This window comes from Aeromonas popoffii (genome assembly GCF_000820025.1).
GTDB classification, from domain to species: Bacteria; Pseudomonadota; Gammaproteobacteria; order Enterobacterales; family Aeromonadaceae; genus Aeromonas; species Aeromonas popoffii.
The window spans coordinates 1-16155 of sequence record NZ_CDBI01000081.1 but is presented as its reverse complement, the minus strand read 5'-3'; the positions used below and the strand labels follow the sequence as shown (position 1 = coordinate 16155).

Sequence of the window (16155 nt, the reverse complement as noted above, 5' to 3'; positions counted from 1 at the left end):
AAGATGGCCTGACCCGCGCGGGGATATCGAGTTGTTAGGAGGAAAATAGATGGCCTGGTTATCGTTGTTGGTAGCGGTTGCCCTGATCTGGTGGTTGATGAAGCTGGGACGGGGCGCCCTGTTCGAGATCCGGTTGCAGCCTGGCAAGGTGGTGGTCAAGCGGGGCAAGGTGTCTCCCGCATTCATTGAGCATGCCAAACAGATACTGCGCCATGAGACGGTGCGGGGTCGCATTCTGGGTCAGCGTGATGGCGACGGCGTCAAGCTGATCTTCTCCCGTTCCATCCCCGAGCCGGTGGCCCAGCGTTTTCGCAACGTCTTTCCCTATGGCGATTACCGCCAGCCAGCGGCGCCCCTGCCTGGGTCAAAACCACGCAAGGGTTGATGCCCTGCTCGCACACAGCAAACGGGCCTCCAGTGGAGGCCCGTTTTTTATGGCAGTGGTGACACGGCGCTGGCTTATTCGTGCAGCGCGCGCTGGGCCTTGACGGTGGCCGGCTTGATGGCTACCCCATCATTGCCCCAGGAGGCGCGCAGGGTGTTGACCAGCCCGGCCACCTGTTCGTCGTTGAGAGTCCAGCCATAGCCCGGCATGCGGTAGCCGATATGACCCTGCGTAATGGGCGTCTCGGCGCCGTACAGCAGCACGTTGAGCAGGCTGGCGGGATCGTCGGCCAGCACTGTGTGGTTGCCCACCAACGACGGAATGACGTGGTCATTGCCCTGACCGTTGACGCCATGGCAAGTGGAGCAATACATGGCGTAGTCCGCCTTGCCGCTGGCACTGGCGTAGGCACGGGCCCCTTGCTCCGCCACCGGCTCATCTTTCAGGTCGGTGAGGTAGGTGGCGATGCTGGCCAGATCGGCGTCGCTGAAGTACTGGCTGCTGTGAGTGATCACTTCTGCCATGGGACCCGCGACCGCCTGATGCTGGCTGCGACCGGTTTTCAGCAGATCGATCAGCGCCTGCTTGTCGTAGCGGCTGCCGCGAATGTTGGGGGCATACCAGCCATCCAGGGTGGCGCCGCTCAGATAGAGGGGATCTGCCTCGGTCAGCGCTTTCTCCTGCATGCCGAGCCCGCGCGGGGTGTGGCAACTGCCGCAGTGACCGGCACCCTGCACCAGATAGGCGCCGCGATTCCACTGCTCGCTCTTGCCCGCCACCGGGGTGAAGCGGCTGTCATCGTGATAGATCCAGTTCCAGCCCATCAGCGGCCAGCGCATATTGAGCGGCCAGGGGATGTCGCTCTCCTTGTTGGCGATGGCCAGCGGCTGCACCTCCTTCATCAGATGGTGATAGAGATCTTCGAGGTCTTTATCGCTCATCTTGGCGTAGGCGGTGTAGGGCATGGCCGGGTAGAGCCGATGCCCGTCGCGGGCCACCCCTTCGCGCATCACCTTGATGAACTCCGACAGGCTGTAGTTGCCGATACCGTGGCTCTTGTCGGGGGTGATGTTGGTGGCAAATACGGTGCCGATGGGGGTCGGGAACCCTTTGCCGCCCGCCAGCGGCTTGCTGGTCTCGCTGGTGTGACAGGCGGCGCAATCCCCGAGCTTGGCCACGTATTCACCCGCCGACATAGCAGGCGCTGCGTGAGCGGCAAGGGCGGGCAGGGCCAGCAGCAGGGCGCTGGCCGTCAGTGACAGGGCGCGGCTCATTGGGCACCTCCCTTGCTGATGGCCACCAGCTCGTTGACGGCGCGCCACGCTTCGTCGATGGCGGCGTGGGCGTAGGGGCTCCAGCCTGCATCGGAGTTGGCGATGGTGATGTTGCCGATCGGCTGGCGACCCAGCTCAATCCATTTTTCGCACTGCGCTTCGTCATCAAACAGGGTGTTGGTGACATAGGAGTAACCGTGAGACCAGCGGTTGACCGTGATGGCGAGGATATCCTGCTCATGGTTGAATCCGGCGCTGCCCAGCATTCCCTGCAACTGCTCGCGGATCATCTGTTCATGCTGCTCGAACGGCATGCCGAGGATCATGGCGCGCCCCTTGCGGGACTGCTCGCGGGCCGAGAGGCCGCTGCCCGGCAGGGTCGGCACATAGACCATGTGCAGGCACATGGGCTGATCCGGGCTCTTGGGATGCTCGTAGCCACCCATGCTGACCGGATAGTCGAGTTTGACCCGGCTGTAGGGGGCCGCGGGGGAGTAGACCTCGTGCACCCCCAGCTTGACGAAGGCTTGCCAGTTCTTGATCACCACCTTGGTGTAGACCAGCGGCGCCTTGGCATTCTGGCGCAGCGCCTCTTTCTGGGGCTCCGGCATCTCGGGCACCATGTAGGGGATCATCATGTTGTAACCCGCCATGACGGACTGCTTGGCCCGCACCCGATGCAGTTTCCCCTCTTTGATATAGGTGACATCCACCGCCAGCTTGCCGTCGGCGAGGCGCACGTTTTTGGCCTGCAGCGCCGTGCTGCCAAGGCGCAGCTGCACCTTGTGCTCAGGCAGGTCGAGCTTGCTGTAGTCAAACTTGGCCAGCACCACGTCCTGCATGGTATGACCCGGCGCCACCTGCGGAATGAGCTTGCGCACCATCAGGCGGGTGAGACCGGCGTTGCCGTCCGGGAAGTGGAAGATGTAAGGATCGTCCAGCTCTGCCTGCTCCTCGGCATCGAGAGGAGTGAGATCCAGCCCGTCGAAGCCCGGCAAGGCGCAGAGGCGCGCATCGGCGCAGGCGGTGGCGTCGATACCGACCGCCTGGAAGTCGTTGGTGCGCTGCTGGAAGTAGGTGATCGCCCGCTCGCTGAGGCCCACTTTATCGCGCAGGAAGCTGGTGTAGCTGTTGCGGGTCACCCAGAGGTCTTTCTCTTCGCGGGTCATGCCGCTCAGGTAATCGATCTTCGCCTCGTGCAGCGCCAGCAGGGCGGCCTTGTCGGCATCATCGAGGGGGAAGTCACCGATAAACTCTGCCAGCGGACGGCCATTCAGGCGATCGCGCGGGATGTCGTCCGCCACGTTGTGGCCCGGATCGCCGTTCACTATCTTGTTGACGCCAAAGTGCTGCTCGTCGAAATAGACGCCGCGGCTAAGCCCCAGATCCGGATAGAAAGTCTGCTGGAATCCTTTGGCCAGCTCGTCGATGTTGACCTCCAGTGCCTTGAGCAGCCCCAGCGCCACCGGGCTGTAGACGGATCGCGGCGATTGCAGGGATTCGCTGCCGCCATAACCCAGCCGCAGGCCATCGGGGGTGGTGAACTCGTTGCGCTTGGCGTGACCGCCAAAGTCGTCGTGGTTGTCGAGCAGCAGGATCTTTTTATCCGCCCCGAGCAACTGCTGATAGAAGCAGGCGGCGGCCAGGCCGCTGATCCCGGCGCCGACGATCACCAGATCCACCTCCCCCTCAAGGGGAACATTGGCGAAGTCATACTGCTTGCCGTCACGGGCGATGTTGTGGGCCGGTTCGAAAGAGCCCGGGTGGTTGCCGCGCAGGCCGGTGAGGGCAGGCGGGTAGGCAAGCGTCTTGTCGGCCAGCGTGTTGCCGCCTTGCGCCGCTTGCAGCAGATTGATGGGGGCGACACCGGCTGCAATCGCTATGGCTACGCCGTTGAGAAAGTCTCTGCGTGTGATACTCATGGCAATCCCTGTTGTATTAAGAGTCAAATGGGAAGTGGGATAAGGTTGAATTCGTGACTGGCTTGGTAACGAAGGGGCGCAACCTAACGCGATATCCAGATGGAGTCCATGGCTTTGATGATAACTTATTAAGCAAAATGATGAGTCTGGTGATGGATTCGGCCCCTGGCAATGCATGCAATATGCTTCTTTGCGGACGATGGCCCCATCAAATCCATGGAATTAATTAGAGTTTAATTTGATTAATTATGGCTCTGATTGAGTTCTGCTTGATAGCCGGTCTGTTCGCTGGTGGCGCTGAAAATAGCGCTGATATTTTATACAAATAGCAATGAAAGGGGCATTTTAACCCTGTCAAATACAAGGGCAAGTCGCGCTCTGTCTATTCAATCAACAATATTTGGGTGAAATGAAGTCAGCAGATGATGAATTGGTTATTTATCATCTTTGATAAATACCTTGCCGTCAAGTTATTAACATGCTTCACAGGTCAATGCCAAACCGAACACAAATTCGGGATTAATTTTTCATGTTGTTCACATCCCCCCCCGATGCAATAGAATGATGCGTTTTTATTACAACTTTACGCCTTGCGAAGATGAGGACACGGCATGAGACCTGATGTAAAAAGGGGCTTGGGCGCCTTGCTGTTGCTCGCGACCACTGGCTTGCTCAGTGGTTGTGACATGGCTCTAATGAGTCCCAAAGGGCAGATTGGTCTGGAACAGAAATCACTGATATTAACGGCCATCGGGCTGATGTTAATTGTGGTGATCCCTGTGATTATTATGGCAGTGGCATTCTCTCGTAAATACAGAGCATCCAATACCAACGCCAAATATACCCCGGATTGGTCTCACTCCAACAAGATTGAAGCGGTCGTCTGGACCGTACCCGTCATTATTGTCGCCATTCTGGCGGTTATTACCTGGAAAACGTCCCACTCGCTGGATCCTTATAAACCGCTGGAATCAGACGTCAAGCCGATTCAGGTCGATGTTATTTCCCTCGACTGGAAGTGGCTGTTCGTCTATCCGGAATTGGGGATCGCCTCCGTCAATGAACTGGCCTTCCCAGTCAATACCCCGGTCAATTTCCGGGTGACCTCAGACACAGTGATGAACTCCTTCTTCATTCCCCAGCTGGGCGGTCAGATTTATGCCATGGCTGGCATGCAGACCAAGTTGCATCTCATCGCCAACGAGGCGGGCCAGTACAAGGGGATCTCCGGCAGTTACAGCGGCGCCGGTTTCTCAGGCATGAAGTTCCAGGCCATCGCGACGCGGGATCAGGCCGACTTCGATGCCTGGGTCGCCAAGGTAAAACAGTCACCCAATATGCTCACCACCATGGCCGAGTTCGAGGCCCTGGCCAAGCAGAGCCAGAACAATCCGGTGGCGTATTTCGCCAGTGCCGACCCGGCCCTGTTCGTCAATGTGATCAACAAGTTCATGGGTGACATGGCACCGGCTGAGCACCAGGGTATGGCGCACGAGGGGGCCATGCAGCATGGCGACGCCATGGATCATCACGCAATGGACCATGACAAGATGCCCCATGATGCCCCCATGGATCATGCCGGGCATATGGCCATGCCGATGGATGACAAGAGTGTGAAAGCAGGATCCGAGGAATAATTGATGTTTGGAAAATTAACGCTCGACGCTGTCCCGTACCATGAACCCATTATCATGGTCACGATAGTCGCTATCTTATTGGGCGGGCTGGCCATCGCCGGGCTGATCACCTATTTCGGCAAGTGGCAGTATCTGTGGAAAGAGTGGTTCACCTCTGTGGATCACAAGCGTCTCGGTATCATGTATCTCATCCTGGGGATGATCATGCTGCTGCGCGGCTTTGCCGATGCGGTCATGATGCGTACCCAGCAGGTGATGGCCTCGGCCGGTGGCGAAGGCATATTGCCGCCCCACCACTACGACCAGATCTTCACCGCCCACGGCGTCATCATGATCTTCTTCGTGGCCATGCCACTGGTGATCGGCCTGATGAACATAGTGGTGCCGCTGCAGATCGGTGCCCGTGACGTGGCTTTTCCCTTCCTCAACAACCTGAGCTTCTGGTTTACCGCTGCCGCCGTGGTGCTGATCAACGTCTCCCTCGGGGTCGGTGAATTTGCCCAGACCGGCTGGCTGGCCTATCCGCCCTTGTCGGGCAAGGAGTTCAGTCCCGGGGTCGGGGTCGATTACTGGATCTGGAGTCTGCAGATCTCGGGGTTAGGCACCCTGCTGACCGGCGTCAACTTCTTTGCCACCATCATCAGGATGCGTGCCCCCGGCATGACCATGATGCGGTTGCCGGTGTTCACCTGGACCGCGCTGTGCGCCAACATACTGATCATCGCCTCCTTCCCGATCCTGACCGTCACCATAGCCCTGCTCACCGCAGACCGTTACCTGGGTACCCATTTCTTTACTAATGACATGGGTGGCAACATGATGATGTACATCAACCTCATCTGGGCCTGGGGTCACCCCGAGGTGTATATCCTGGTGCTGCCGGTGTTCGGGATCTTCTCCGAAGTGGTGGCGACCTTCTGCAAGAAGAAGCTGTTCGGCTACACCTCCCTGGTGTGGGCGACCGTGGCCATTACCGTGCTCTCCTTCGTGGTCTGGCTGCACCACTTCTTCACCATGGGATCGGGCGCCAACGTGAATGCCTTCTTCGGCATCACCACCATGATCATCTCCATCCCGACCGGGGTGAAGATCTTCAACTGGCTGTTCACCATGTATCGCGGCCGCATCGAGTTCACCTCACCCATGTTGTGGACCGTCGGCTTCATCATCACCTTCACCGTGGGTGGCATGACTGGGGTACTGCTCTCGGTGCCGGCTGCCAACTTCGTGCTGCACAACAGCCTGTTCCTGATCGCCCACTTCCACAACGTCATCATCGGCGGCGTGGTGTTCGGTTGCTTTGCCGGTATCACCTACTGGTTCCCGAAGGCGTTCGGCTTCAAGCTGGATGAGGTCTGGGGCAAGCGTGCCTTCTGGTGCTGGATCACCGGCTTCTTCGTGGCCTTCCTGCCGCTCTACGTGCTGGGCTTCATGGGCATGACCCGTCGGGTCAGTCAGAACATAGATCCCGAGTTCCACGGCTGGCTGGTCGTGGCTGCCTGCGGTGCCGGCCTGATTGCCATCGGTGTCCTGTGTCAGGCGATCCAGGTGGTGGTCAGTATTCGTGACCGCGAGAAGAACCGCGATCTGACTGGTGATCCCTGGGGTGGCCGTACCCTGGAGTGGTCGACCTCTTCACCGCCGCCCTTCTACAACTTCGCCATCGAGCCGAAGATCACCGGCCTGGATGCCTTCTGGGAAGCCAAGCAGGATGGGTCTGCCTATCAGCAACCCAAGCGCTATGACCCGATCCACATGCCGAAAAACTCGGGGGCCGGTGTCATTATCGCTGCCTTCAGCGTGGTGTTCGGTTTCGCCATGGTGTGGCACATCTGGTGGATGGCCATCGCCGGCTTCGTCGGCATGATAGCCACCTGGATCATCCACAGCTTCAATGACGACGTGGATTACTACGTGCAGGTTGACGAGATCGAGCGGATCGAGTGTCAGCATTTTGAAAATTTCAACAAGGTGGCTTAATTCCATGGCGACTGACGTTCTACATCACACTCACGGCGCCCATGACGATCATGGGCACCATGATGCCGGTGCCACCAAGGTGTTCGGTTTCTGGATCTACCTGATGAGTGACTGCATCCTGTTTGCGACCCTGTTCGCAACGTATGCGGTCCTGGTCAACGGCACCGCCGGTGGCCCCAGCGGCAAGGATCTCTTCGAGCTGCCGTTCGTGTTTGGTGAAACCATGCTGCTGCTGTTTAGCAGCATCACCTTCGGTTTTGGCATGCTGGCCATGAACAAGAACCAGGTCTCCGCCGTCAATGGCTGGTTGCTGGTCACCTTCCTGCTCGGCGCCGGCTTCATCGCCATGGAGATCTACGAGTTCCACCACCTGATCGCCCAAGGCTTCGGCCCGCAGCGCAGTGGTTTCCTCTCCGCCTTCTTCACCCTGGTCGGTACCCACGGGATCCACGTGACCAGCGGCCTTGTCTGGATCATCGTCATGATGGTGCTGGTGAACAAGAAGGGGCTGACCGAGCGCAACCGTACCCGTCTGATGTGCCTGAGCCTGTTCTGGCACTTCCTGGACGTGGTGTGGATCTGTGTTTTCACCGTGGTCTATCTGATGGGAGCGATGTAAATGAGTACTCATGCAGTTGATAATCACGGCGCCAGCCACGGCAGCGCCAAGAGCTATCTCATCGGTTTCGTGCTGTCGGTTATCCTGACCGCGATCCCCTTCTGGATGGTGATGGATGGCTCCGCTTCCCACGCCATGGTGCTGGGCACTGTGGTGGCCATGGCGGTGGTGCAGATTTTCGTGCATCTGATCTACTTCCTGCACATGAACACCTCCTCAGAGGAGCGCTGGAACCTGGTGGCACTGGTGTTTACCGTGCTCATCATCGCCATCGTGGTCGTGGGTTCCCTGTGGATCATGTACAACCTCAACGTCAACATGATGGTTCACTGAGCGGCTTGATGTGATGATGAAGCAATACCTGCAAGTGACCAAGCCGGGCATCATTTTCGGTAACCTCATCTCGGTGATCGGCGGATTCCTGCTGGCCTCCAAGGGGAGCCTGGATGTGCCCCTGTTCATCCTGACCATGGCGGGTGTCTCCCTGGTGGTGGCCTCCGGTTGTGTGTTCAACAACTACATCGACCGGGACATCGACTGCATCATGGAGCGCACCAAGAACCGCGCCCTGGTGAAGGGGCTCATCGCCCCCGGCGTCTCGCTCTGGTATGCGAGCGCGCTCGGCGTTGCGGGCATTGCACTGCTCTACTTTGCGGCCAATCCGTTGGCTGCCTTGTTGGCCGTGCTGGGCTTCCTGGTCTATGTGGGGGTCTATAGCCTCTACATGAAGCGTCACTCCGTCTATGGCACCCTGGTCGGCAGCCTCTCCGGCGCCGCGCCACCCGTCATCGGCTACTGCGCCGTGAGCGGTCAGTTCGACTCGGGCGCCTTGATCCTGCTGGCGATCTTCAGCCTGTGGCAGATGCCGCACTCCTATGCGATTGCCATCTTCCGCTTCAAGGATTATCAGGCGGCCAACATACCCGTGCTGCCGGTGGTGAAGGGGATTGTCGTGGCCAAACACCACATTACCCTCTACATACTGGCTTTTATGGTGCCGACGTTGATGCTGTTTTTAGGCGGTTACGCCGGTTACAAGTATCTGATCGTGGCGACGGCGGTCAGCGTCTGGTGGCTGGGCATGGCGTTGTCGGGTTACAAGCAGGCGGTCGATGACTCCCTCTGGGCCCGCAAGCTGTTCATGTTCTCCATCGTCACCATTACCTGCCTGAGTGTGATGATGTCGGTGGATTTCCAGCCGGATGCGACGCCGGTATTGGTGAGCATGCTGCCCTGACCCTGAGGCGGAGATGTTCTCCCTCGTCGTCATCATCTTCACCTGCCTGAACGTGATGATGTCGGTGGATTGCCAGCCGGATGCGATGCCGGTATGGGTGAGCAGACTGCGCCGATAGTGAGAGCTGCGCCCCTGAATGCATGAAATCCAGAGCCGGGAACCTTCCCGGCTCTGTTATTATGGGGCCCGCCCTGCGGGGCACGTTTCCCGTTGTTCGGGGGTGGCGCGCCTTGCGTCATCCACCCCTTGCATCTCTTTTCTCTTTGACCTATCGAGGCCTTCATGAATGATTTCACCATGACGAGGGGCGAGCGCCGCGCGACCTGGGCGCTCGGCTCCGTCTTCTCCTTGCGCATGCTTGGCATGTTTATGGTGCTGCCGGTGTTGACCACCTACGGCATGTCCCTGGCGGGCGCCTCCGAAGCCCTGATCGGCCTGGCCATCGGTATTTATGGCCTGACCCAGGCGCTGTTCCAGATCCCGTTCGGCTTGCTCTCCGATCGCATCGGCCGCAAGCCGCTGATCGTCGGCGGTCTGCTGATGTTTGCGCTGGGCAGCGTGGTCGCAGCGCTGACCCACTCCATCTGGGGTGTCATTCTCGGCCGCGCCCTGCAGGGCAGCGGTGCTATCTCCGCCGCCGTGATGGCCCTGCTCTCGGATCTCACCCGCGAGCAGAACCGCACCAAGGCGATGGCTTTCATCGGGGTGAGCTTTGGCATCACCTTCGCCATCGCCATGGTGACGGGCCCCCTCATCACCCATGCGCTGGGGCTCTCCGGCCTGTTCTGGCTCATCGCTCTGCTGGCGCTGGGGGGCATCGCCATCACCCTCTGGCTGGTGCCGACCCCGACCGGCCACCTGCTCAATCGCGAGTCCAGCATGGTCAGGGGCGGGATGCGCACCGTGCTTACCAATCCGCGCCTGCTCAAACTCAACCTCGGTATCCTCTGCGTACACACCCTGCTGATGTCGAGCTTCGTGGCGCTACCGTCGCTGCTCGAACAAGCCGGTCTATCCCGTGACAGCCAGTGGCAGGCCTATCTGGTCACCATGCTGGTCGCCTTTGTCAGCGTGGTGCCCTTCATCATCTATGCCGAAAAACGCCGCCAGATGAAGCGGGTATTTCAGATCTGCGTGTTGGTGATGCTCATCGCCGAAGTGGTGCTGTGGCAGGCCGGGCTGCAGTTGTGGGGCCTGCTCGCCGGGTTGCAGCTCTTCTTCATCGGCTTCAACGTGATGGAGGCGCTGCTGCCGTCGCTCATCAGCAAGGAGTCGCCACCGGGTTACAAGGGCACCGCCATGGGGGTCTACTCCACCAGCCAGTTCATCGGGGTCGCCATCGGCGGCAGCCTGGGGGGCTTGCTCTACAGCCTGGGCGGCGGCGTGCTGGTGTTTGGCAGTTGCGCCCTGCTGGCGCTGGCCTGGCTGGGGGTCAGCCTCACCATGCAGGAGCCCCCTTATGTGAGCAGCCTGCGCATTGTGCTGCCGGCAGGGGTGGCGGCGAGCCCGGCGCTGGAGCAGCGGATCCGCGCCTGTGACGGGGTGAGCGATGTGCTGCTGGCGCCGGCCGAGCATTCGCTCTATGTGAAGGTGGATACCAAGCACCTCACACGCAGCGATCTGGAGCGGCTGATAGCCGCCTGATGCATTGCCATCAACAAACTGCTCGCCAATCTTGCGCAATGTGGATCAGCGCTCGATCAGCGGGGCCGAGCGATAGCTCCACAGGCCGTAGGTGCGCAGTGCATCGCGGTAGATGCCGAGCAGCTCGCTGTCGCTCACCTTGGCCAGGGCCGAGAGCGGCTTGTCCGGGTAGCTGACGCTGTCTATCTGGATCCCGGCCGGGCCGCTCTGCCAGCTGGCGATCTCCAGCAGGGTCTGACCCCGGCGGACATGGCTGGCCGAGCTCACCAGCGTGGCGTGCTGGATCTGGTGGCGGGCGAGGGCGTAGCTGCTGTAGAGGGCGTTCTCCACCGTACTGGTGGCGTAGTTCTCCTCTATGATGCGCGAGCGATCTATGCCCTTCTTCACCAGCCAGTTCGCCATCAGCTTGCCCTCGGTCTGGCGGTTTTGGGGCACGCCGCCGGTCAGTATGATGAGCGCAGTCGGGTTGGCCTGGGCCAGGGTGCGGGTGGTCTCCAGCCGACCCAGCAGGATATCGTGCATGCTGCCATCGGGGTTGAGGGCATAGCCCAGGGTGACGATGGCCCGGTTGCCCGGCTTGGGTGAGCTCTCCCCCTGCTCCTTGAGCGGGGTGGCATTGACCCGGGCCACCGTCTCCAGGATGCGCTGCAGATCGGCGGCGCGGCCGGGGTTGAGTGCCGCCAGTTTGCTCTGGTATGCCTGGGCGGCACTGGGGTTTTGCTTGAAGGTCTGCCAGGTGGCCAGGTAAGTGAGCAGATCTATGTCGTCCGGCGCCGTGTTGAGCGCCTGCTCGAACAGGCGGATGGCCTTGTCCACGTTGCCGTTGTAGATCTGGGCGTTGGCTGCCGAGATGAGCAGGTCGGTGCGGTAGGGTTCGAGCTGATAGGCCTGCAGCAGCAGTGCGGTGACCTGCTCCATGTTGCTCGGCATCTTGGCGGTGAAGCCCGCGGTGGAGATGCGAGCCGGTGACTTGAAGATCTGCCAGGCATCCGCCAGCAGCTGATCCACCACCTGGCGCTTGCTGATGTACTGGTCGTAGTTTTGCTCCTTTTGCAGGGAGCGCACCGGAGCCGCCCAGGCATGGGGGGAGACAAACACTGGCAGGGCCAACAGGCTGGCCAGGGTCAGGGCAATCGCAGTTTTCTTCATCATGGGGTTCCACCTAGGGTGAGAGGTGCGATGCCATGGCATGCCCCCCTGGAGCCTTTTTCAATTAAAACAGGCGCTTGGTAATGGCCTACTCTACTCCTTTCCAGATGAAAAAAACGTGAACCGCTTCGGTTATCCCCGTGCCCCCTAGCGCAGAGCCAGGCGTTCGTGAAGAAACGCCAGCCAGGCCTCCACCTTGGCGGGCAGGTGGCGACGGCGGGGGTAGAGGCACCAGATGCCGTGCTCGGGCAGGGCATGGTCTGGCAGCAGGGGCACCAGCCGGCCGGTGGCGAGATCCCGCTCCACGATAAAGTCCGGCATGTTGCCAATGCCGAGCCCTGCCAGCAGCGCGGTGTGGATGGCGTCGCTGTTGTTGACCTCGAAGTTGCCCCGCGGGGTGATGGCAACCTCTCCCTCCGGGCCTTGTAGGCGCCACTGGGTGCCGCCGCGAAACAGGGAGTAGCAGAGGCAGTTGTGGGCCTCGAGATCGGCCGGGGTACGGGGCGTGCCGGCCCGCGCCAGGTAGGTGGGGGCGGCGCACAGGGTGCTGTGACAGGGGGCTAGGCGGCGGGCGACCAGGCTTGAATCTTCCAGCTCGCCGATGCGCACCGCCACGTCGAACCCCTCGGCCACCAGATCTTGCTGGGCGTCGCTCATCTCCAGCTGCAACTGCAGCTCGGGATAGAGGGCGAGAAATTCGGGGATAAGGGGGGCTATGTGGCGCCGGCCATAGACCATGGGCACAGTCACTCGCAGCAGGCCGCGCGGCGCCGACTGCAGGGCGCCGATGGCATCTTCCCCGTCACGGGCCAGACGCACCGCATGGTGTACCGTCTCGAAGTAGCGCTCCCCTGCCTCTGTCAGGGTGAGGGAGCGGGTGGTGCGGTAGATGAGCTGGCAACCGAGCTGCTGCTCAAGCTGGCTCACCTTCTTGCTCAGTACCGACTTGCTGAGGCCGAGCTGGCGGGCGGCGCCGGAGAAAGTGCCTGCCTCCACCACTGCGACGAAGGCGGGGATCAGGGCGAAGGCATCCTGGTTCATGTTGTTCTCAATATGGAAACAATGCTGTTCCGAAATGGTAGATTATTCCCATATCTAAAACAATTTACCCTGCTCCTCTGTTCAACCAAGGAGTGACCCCATGATCCCCCCTCTTATTGACCGCCGCCCCGGACGCCTCCAGACAATCGGCGCCCTGGCCGCCTTCGCCGCTGGCCTGCTGCTGGCGCTGATGATCGCCCAGAACGGTGCCTTGGCCCGCGCCACCGATCCCTGGCTCGCGAGCTGGCTCGCCCACGGGGTCGGCAGCCTGGTGGCCGCGCTCTTGTGGTGGCTGGCCCCACGGCCCCAGGGGCCGCAGTCTGCTCCGCCCTGGGCGTGGCTTGGCGGCCTGCCGGGGGCGCTCACTGTGGTGCTGGCGGCCCTGTGTCTCAACTCGCCGCTGGGCATGGCGGGCACCCTCGCCCTGCTGTTGCTGGGCCAGTTGCTGTTTGGCGCCCTGTGCGACGCCAGAGGCTGGTTCGGGCTGGTCCGCCGCCGCCCATCAGGGAAGGACGTGCTCGCCGCCCTGCTGGTGATGGTCGGCGCCCTGCTGATCGTGCTGCGTTAGGAGAGAACCATGACCCTCTTGATCCTGCTGGGACTGCTTAACGGCGTGGCGGTTAGTCTGTCGCGTACCCTCAATGGCCGCCTCGCCAGCGCCCGGGGCGCCATGACGGCCTCCCTCGCCAACCACCTGCTCGGCTTCGTGCTGCTCGGCGCCCTGCTCATCCTCAAGGGGGCACCCTGGGGGAAGCTGGCCGGGCTCGATCCCTGGCTGCTGCTCGGCGGCGTGCTGGGGGCGCTGTTCGTTGCCATTAGCAGCTGGGCCATAGGCCGGGTTGGTGCCCTGGTCTGCGCCTTGCTCATCGTCGCGGGCCAGTTGGCGGGAGGCGTGTTGCTCGATGCCTTGGCCGGACGGCTGGAGGGGAGCGATCTGCTCGGCACCCTGCTGGTGCTGGCCGGTGCCGGACTGCAACGCTGGCAGGCCGGCAAGCCGCACCCCTGAACAGGCGCTGGCACCTGAAAAGCAGAACACCGGCACTAGGCCGGTATTCTGGGATAGCAAGGTCGCGCCCCTGCTCGGGGCATCGTTGCCATAGGCAGCTTAGGCGTAGAAGGCCTCGACGGTGCCCTTGACGCTGATCAGCATGGGGTTGCCATAGCGATCCTTGGCCTTGGGAAAGGGGATTTTCACCCAGCCTTCGCTGATGCAGTACTCCTCGACATTGTTGCGCTCCTTGCCGTTGAGGCGAATGCCGATCTCGTGCTCGAAGCAGGCAGCCACATGGTACGGGCTGCGCAGGTTGGCCGCCAGACGGTCGGGCAGTGCGGGTTTGTTGTCGCTCATCTCTCTAACCTAAGGCAGATAAATAGTGGGGCGGTAGGCAATGCCTATCAAAACTGAGACACCTACTTTTGTGTGCTGGCGATGCAGCAGCTTGCTCAGAAAGGTGGGTGTCCTCACTTTTCATGAGTCTGTATCGGTGCTGCTGTTTAAGGAGTCGGCATGGCACAACCGGCTCAAGGGGGGCGTGACAGGCCGGACAGCCATTGCAGACGGGGTGGTTCCCGATATTAGCAGCCGTGATGCATCGTACTATGGGTGAGATAAGTGAGCGGCTGGCGTGGGCTTCAGTTTGTTTGGCTAAAAACGCCCAGTTGACCAAGCAGAAAAAATCGATACAAAACAATACGTTGAAACGCATTTTAAATAATGCATTTTCTTAAGGTCCTGTGCATGAGCCGACTATACTAAAGGCCCAGTCAGCCTATGTGGCATAGTGCTGGTCGATAAGATTATCGCTATTCCAGTGGGGACGAACTGAATAACATCACACAACCCAACTAAACTGTAAATTCGTGAGGTGGTCCATGTTATATGTTGATATCCCAAGCCGTGAAGAGTTCTCCCGTTTATCTGATGTCCGCTCTGATGCCTGTATTTCCATCTACCTTGAAACGTCGCCGTTGCACCAAAAATTAGACGCCAGCCAAATTCAATTGGGCAACTTCATTAAAGAGGCATTGCAGCAGGTTGCGGAACAAGGTTTGGATAAACGCCGTTTAGCCCTGTTGGAGGAAGAACTTTATTCGGTGCTGGAAGATGAGGATTTTTGGGATCTGCATGCCCGCAGCCTGGCCATTTTAGCTACGCCGGACAGTATTACGACTTACCGTTTGGCAAACAAATTGCCCAACCAGCTTAAAGTCAGCGAGCGTTTTTACCTCAAACCTTTACTGCGGGCACTGACATTCCCACATTCAGCTTATGTGCTGGCGTTGTCTGAAAATCAGGCGCGCCTGATCGAATTTTTTGCCGATGTACCGCCGGTGGAAGTTGCGGTGCAGAATATGCCGTCTCGCAAACATGATGCCATGGGGGAGGCTGCATTAAACGATCATCATCATGGTGCGGTTCACTATAAGGTACGTTTGGCGCAATACACCCGTAAAATAGACCAAGCCTTGCGACCAATATTTGCGAGTCATGATTATCCGCTTATTTTGGTCACGACTGAGCCGTTAGCTTCTATTTATCGTGCAACCAACTCATTACCGAATCTTACCGATGAAACACTTTTCTGTAATGCCGAGCATTTGGGGGCATCTGAGCTGGTGACCCAGGTTAGGCCACTGTTGGAAAACTACTATCAGGCGCAGTTAAATGCTCTGAAATCACGCTTTGAAGCCCGTTCAGGTGAACGGCGGGTGACTCAGGATTTGTCCGATGCCGCTCGTGCGGCCACCTTTGGTGCCATCGATCTACTGCTGATTAATATCGACAGCAGTATCAATGGGACCATTGATAACGAAGGTTTGATCTCCTTCAGCGGCAGTGGTGATGAAGTCAGTTACAGCATTGTCGATGAGATTGCCAAACGGGCGATTGCTACCGGAGCAAGGGTATTGGCAGTGCGGAGCGAAGATCTACCATCCGGTGCCGATCTCAACGCAATATTACGTTATCCGGTGTAAAAACATCGCTAGTCTGTAGTCCCGATAAGAGATTTTTTATTAACTGCTGTTCTATCGGCCACAGACAAATAGAAAAGTCGGATAGACAAGCTATCCGACTTTGGCTCCTCCTGGGTACTACTGATTTGTTTCAACCAATAATCAATGGCATAACGGATAATCGGACAGGTCATACAATGGCCACTGCCTTGCCCACGGCCCAGTACACGAGAGTGTAGATATTCCCTCCCTTCCATCTTGAACAAAGTCTTCTTGGCGATGCCACCCAGTGACAGGGCAAGATCGCGAACG

General features: G+C 59.5%; 16 protein-coding genes and 1 pseudogene. 11 read left to right on the top strand and 6 right to left on the bottom strand.

What is annotated here, in order from left to right; all coding sequences use genetic code 11:
* Positions 1-49 precede the first annotated feature (49 nt).
* A complete protein-coding gene (locus BN1129_RS18115) occupies positions 50-385 on the top strand; it encodes a DUF3634 family protein (RefSeq protein ID WP_042038457.1) in 336 nt (111 codons plus the stop codon).
* A 74-nt stretch (positions 386-459) separates the two neighbouring features.
* On the opposite strand, the gene BN1129_RS18110 is transcribed toward BN1129_RS18115, so the two are convergent.
* Both BN1129_RS18110 and BN1129_RS18105 read right to left on the bottom strand, forming a co-directional pair.
* Positions 460-1659 (bottom strand): c-type cytochrome, encoded by a 1200-nt coding sequence (locus tag BN1129_RS18110; protein ID WP_042038456.1) that lies wholly within the window; start codon positions 1657-1659, stop codon positions 460-462.
* A complete protein-coding gene (locus BN1129_RS18105) occupies positions 1656-3581 on the bottom strand; it encodes an NAD(P)-binding protein (RefSeq protein WP_042038455.1) in 1926 nt (641 codons plus the stop codon). Before BN1129_RS18105 ends, BN1129_RS18110 begins: the two co-directional genes overlap by 4 nt.
* Positions 3582-4192: 611 nt before the next feature.
* On the opposite strand from BN1129_RS18105, the gene cyoA reads away from it, so the two are divergent.
* The 6 genes from cyoA (at position 4193) to BN1129_RS18075 (ending at position 10698) form a co-directional block, all read left to right on the top strand.
* Positions 4193-5218: a cytochrome o ubiquinol oxidase subunit II gene (gene cyoA, locus BN1129_RS18100; protein WP_084204691.1), complete on the top strand. Its 1026-nt coding sequence runs from the start codon at positions 4193-4195 to the stop codon at positions 5216-5218.
* 3 nt (positions 5219-5221) lie between these two features.
* The gene (cyoB, locus tag BN1129_RS18095) at positions 5222-7198 is read left to right on the top strand and encodes a cytochrome o ubiquinol oxidase subunit I (protein WP_042038453.1); all 1977 of its coding nucleotides are present in this window, start codon (positions 5222-5224) and stop codon (positions 7196-7198) included.
* Positions 7199-7202: 4 nt separating this feature from the next.
* Positions 7203-7817 carry a cytochrome o ubiquinol oxidase subunit III gene (locus BN1129_RS23900; RefSeq protein WP_042038452.1) on the top strand — a complete coding sequence of 205 codons (615 nt, stop codon included), beginning with the start codon at positions 7203-7205 and terminating at the stop codon, positions 7815-7817.
* Complete coding sequence (locus tag BN1129_RS24040) at positions 7818-8150, top strand: cytochrome o ubiquinol oxidase subunit IV (RefSeq protein WP_042038450.1); 333 nt, start codon at positions 7818-7820, stop codon at positions 8148-8150.
* A gap of 10 nt (positions 8151-8160) precedes the next feature.
* Complete coding sequence (gene cyoE, locus BN1129_RS18080) at positions 8161-9054, top strand: heme o synthase (RefSeq protein ID WP_042038449.1); 894 nt, start codon at positions 8161-8163, stop codon at positions 9052-9054.
* A 282-nt stretch (positions 9055-9336) separates the two neighbouring features.
* Positions 9337-10698, top strand: coding sequence for an MFS transporter (locus BN1129_RS18075; RefSeq protein WP_042038448.1), 1362 nt, complete (start codon positions 9337-9339; stop codon positions 10696-10698).
* Positions 10699-10743: 45 nt separating this feature from the next.
* Here the strand turns inward: BN1129_RS18075 and BN1129_RS18070 are convergent, their stop codons facing one another.
* Together BN1129_RS18070 and BN1129_RS18065 are read right to left on the bottom strand one after the other, a co-directional pair.
* Positions 10744-11847 carry an ElyC/SanA/YdcF family protein gene (locus BN1129_RS18070; RefSeq protein WP_042038446.1) on the bottom strand — a complete coding sequence of 368 codons (1104 nt, stop codon included), beginning with the start codon at positions 11845-11847 and terminating at the stop codon, positions 10744-10746.
* A gap of 147 nt (positions 11848-11994) precedes the next feature.
* A complete protein-coding gene (locus tag BN1129_RS18065) occupies positions 11995-12888 on the bottom strand; it encodes a LysR family transcriptional regulator (protein ID WP_042038444.1) in 894 nt (297 codons plus the stop codon).
* A gap of 100 nt (positions 12889-12988) precedes the next feature.
* Here BN1129_RS18065 and BN1129_RS18060 point away from each other — a divergent pair, with 100 nt between their 5' ends.
* Both BN1129_RS18060 and BN1129_RS18055 read left to right on the top strand, forming a co-directional pair.
* On the top strand, positions 12989-13456 hold the full coding sequence (locus BN1129_RS18060) for a DMT family transporter (RefSeq protein ID WP_042038443.1): 468 nt from the start codon (positions 12989-12991) through the stop codon (positions 13454-13456).
* A 9-nt stretch (positions 13457-13465) separates the two neighbouring features.
* Positions 13466-13894, top strand: a complete 429-nt coding sequence (locus BN1129_RS18055) for a DMT family transporter (protein WP_042038442.1) — start codon at positions 13466-13468, stop codon at positions 13892-13894.
* Between the two features lie 99 nt (positions 13895-13993).
* Here BN1129_RS18055 and BN1129_RS18050 read toward each other — a convergent pair whose 3' ends face one another.
* Positions 13994-14236: a DUF3297 family protein gene (locus BN1129_RS18050; protein WP_042038441.1), complete on the bottom strand. Its 243-nt coding sequence runs from the start codon at positions 14234-14236 to the stop codon at positions 13994-13996.
* A 139-nt stretch (positions 14237-14375) separates the two neighbouring features.
* Here BN1129_RS18050 and BN1129_RS24285 point away from each other — a divergent pair.
* Both BN1129_RS24285 and BN1129_RS18045 read left to right on the top strand, forming a co-directional pair.
* Positions 14376-14616 (top strand): annotated as a pseudogene (locus tag BN1129_RS24285) (IS4 family transposase); the annotation flags it as partial.
* A gap of 144 nt (positions 14617-14760) precedes the next feature.
* Positions 14761-15864 (top strand): baeRF11 domain-containing protein, encoded by a 1104-nt coding sequence (locus tag BN1129_RS18045; protein ID WP_042038439.1) that lies wholly within the window; start codon positions 14761-14763, stop codon positions 15862-15864.
* A gap of 8 nt (positions 15865-15872) precedes the next feature.
* Here the strand turns inward: BN1129_RS18045 and BN1129_RS24035 are convergent.
* Positions 15873-16155, bottom strand: a 283-nt coding sequence (locus BN1129_RS24035; protein WP_042038438.1) for a hypothetical protein, incomplete at its 5' end; no start/stop codon positions are given.

Excerpts from the sequence above, each read along its gene's own strand:
- BN1129_RS18115 (WP_042038457.1), top strand. The coding sequence starts at position 50 with ATGGCCTGGTTATCGTTGTTGGTAGCGGTTGCCCTGATCTGGTGGTTG.
- BN1129_RS18110 (WP_042038456.1), bottom strand. The coding sequence starts at position 1,659 with ATGAGCCGCGCCCTGTCACTGACGGCCAGCGCCCTGCTGCTGGCCCTG.
- BN1129_RS18105 (WP_042038455.1), bottom strand. The coding sequence starts at position 3,581 with ATGAGTATCACACGCAGAGACTTTCTCAACGGCGTAGCCATAGCGATT.
- cyoA (WP_084204691.1), top strand. The coding sequence starts at position 4,193 with ATGAGACCTGATGTAAAAAGGGGCTTGGGCGCCTTGCTGTTGCTCGCG.
- cyoB (WP_042038453.1), top strand. The coding sequence starts at position 5,222 with ATGTTTGGAAAATTAACGCTCGACGCTGTCCCGTACCATGAACCCATT.
- BN1129_RS23900 (WP_042038452.1), top strand. The coding sequence starts at position 7,203 with ATGGCGACTGACGTTCTACATCACACTCACGGCGCCCATGACGATCAT.
- BN1129_RS24040 (WP_042038450.1), top strand. The coding sequence starts at position 7,818 with ATGAGTACTCATGCAGTTGATAATCACGGCGCCAGCCACGGCAGCGCC.
- BN1129_RS18075 (WP_042038448.1), top strand. The coding sequence starts at position 9,337 with ATGAATGATTTCACCATGACGAGGGGCGAGCGCCGCGCGACCTGGGCG.
- BN1129_RS18070 (WP_042038446.1), bottom strand. The coding sequence starts at position 11,847 with ATGAAGAAAACTGCGATTGCCCTGACCCTGGCCAGCCTGTTGGCCCTG.
- BN1129_RS18065 (WP_042038444.1), bottom strand. The coding sequence starts at position 12,888 with ATGAACCAGGATGCCTTCGCCCTGATCCCCGCCTTCGTCGCAGTGGTG.
- BN1129_RS18060 (WP_042038443.1), top strand. The coding sequence starts at position 12,989 with ATGATCCCCCCTCTTATTGACCGCCGCCCCGGACGCCTCCAGACAATC.
- BN1129_RS18055 (WP_042038442.1), top strand. The coding sequence starts at position 13,466 with ATGACCCTCTTGATCCTGCTGGGACTGCTTAACGGCGTGGCGGTTAGT.
- BN1129_RS18050 (WP_042038441.1), bottom strand. The coding sequence starts at position 14,236 with ATGAGCGACAACAAACCCGCACTGCCCGACCGTCTGGCGGCCAACCTG.
- BN1129_RS18045 (WP_042038439.1), top strand. The coding sequence starts at position 14,761 with ATGTTATATGTTGATATCCCAAGCCGTGAAGAGTTCTCCCGTTTATCT.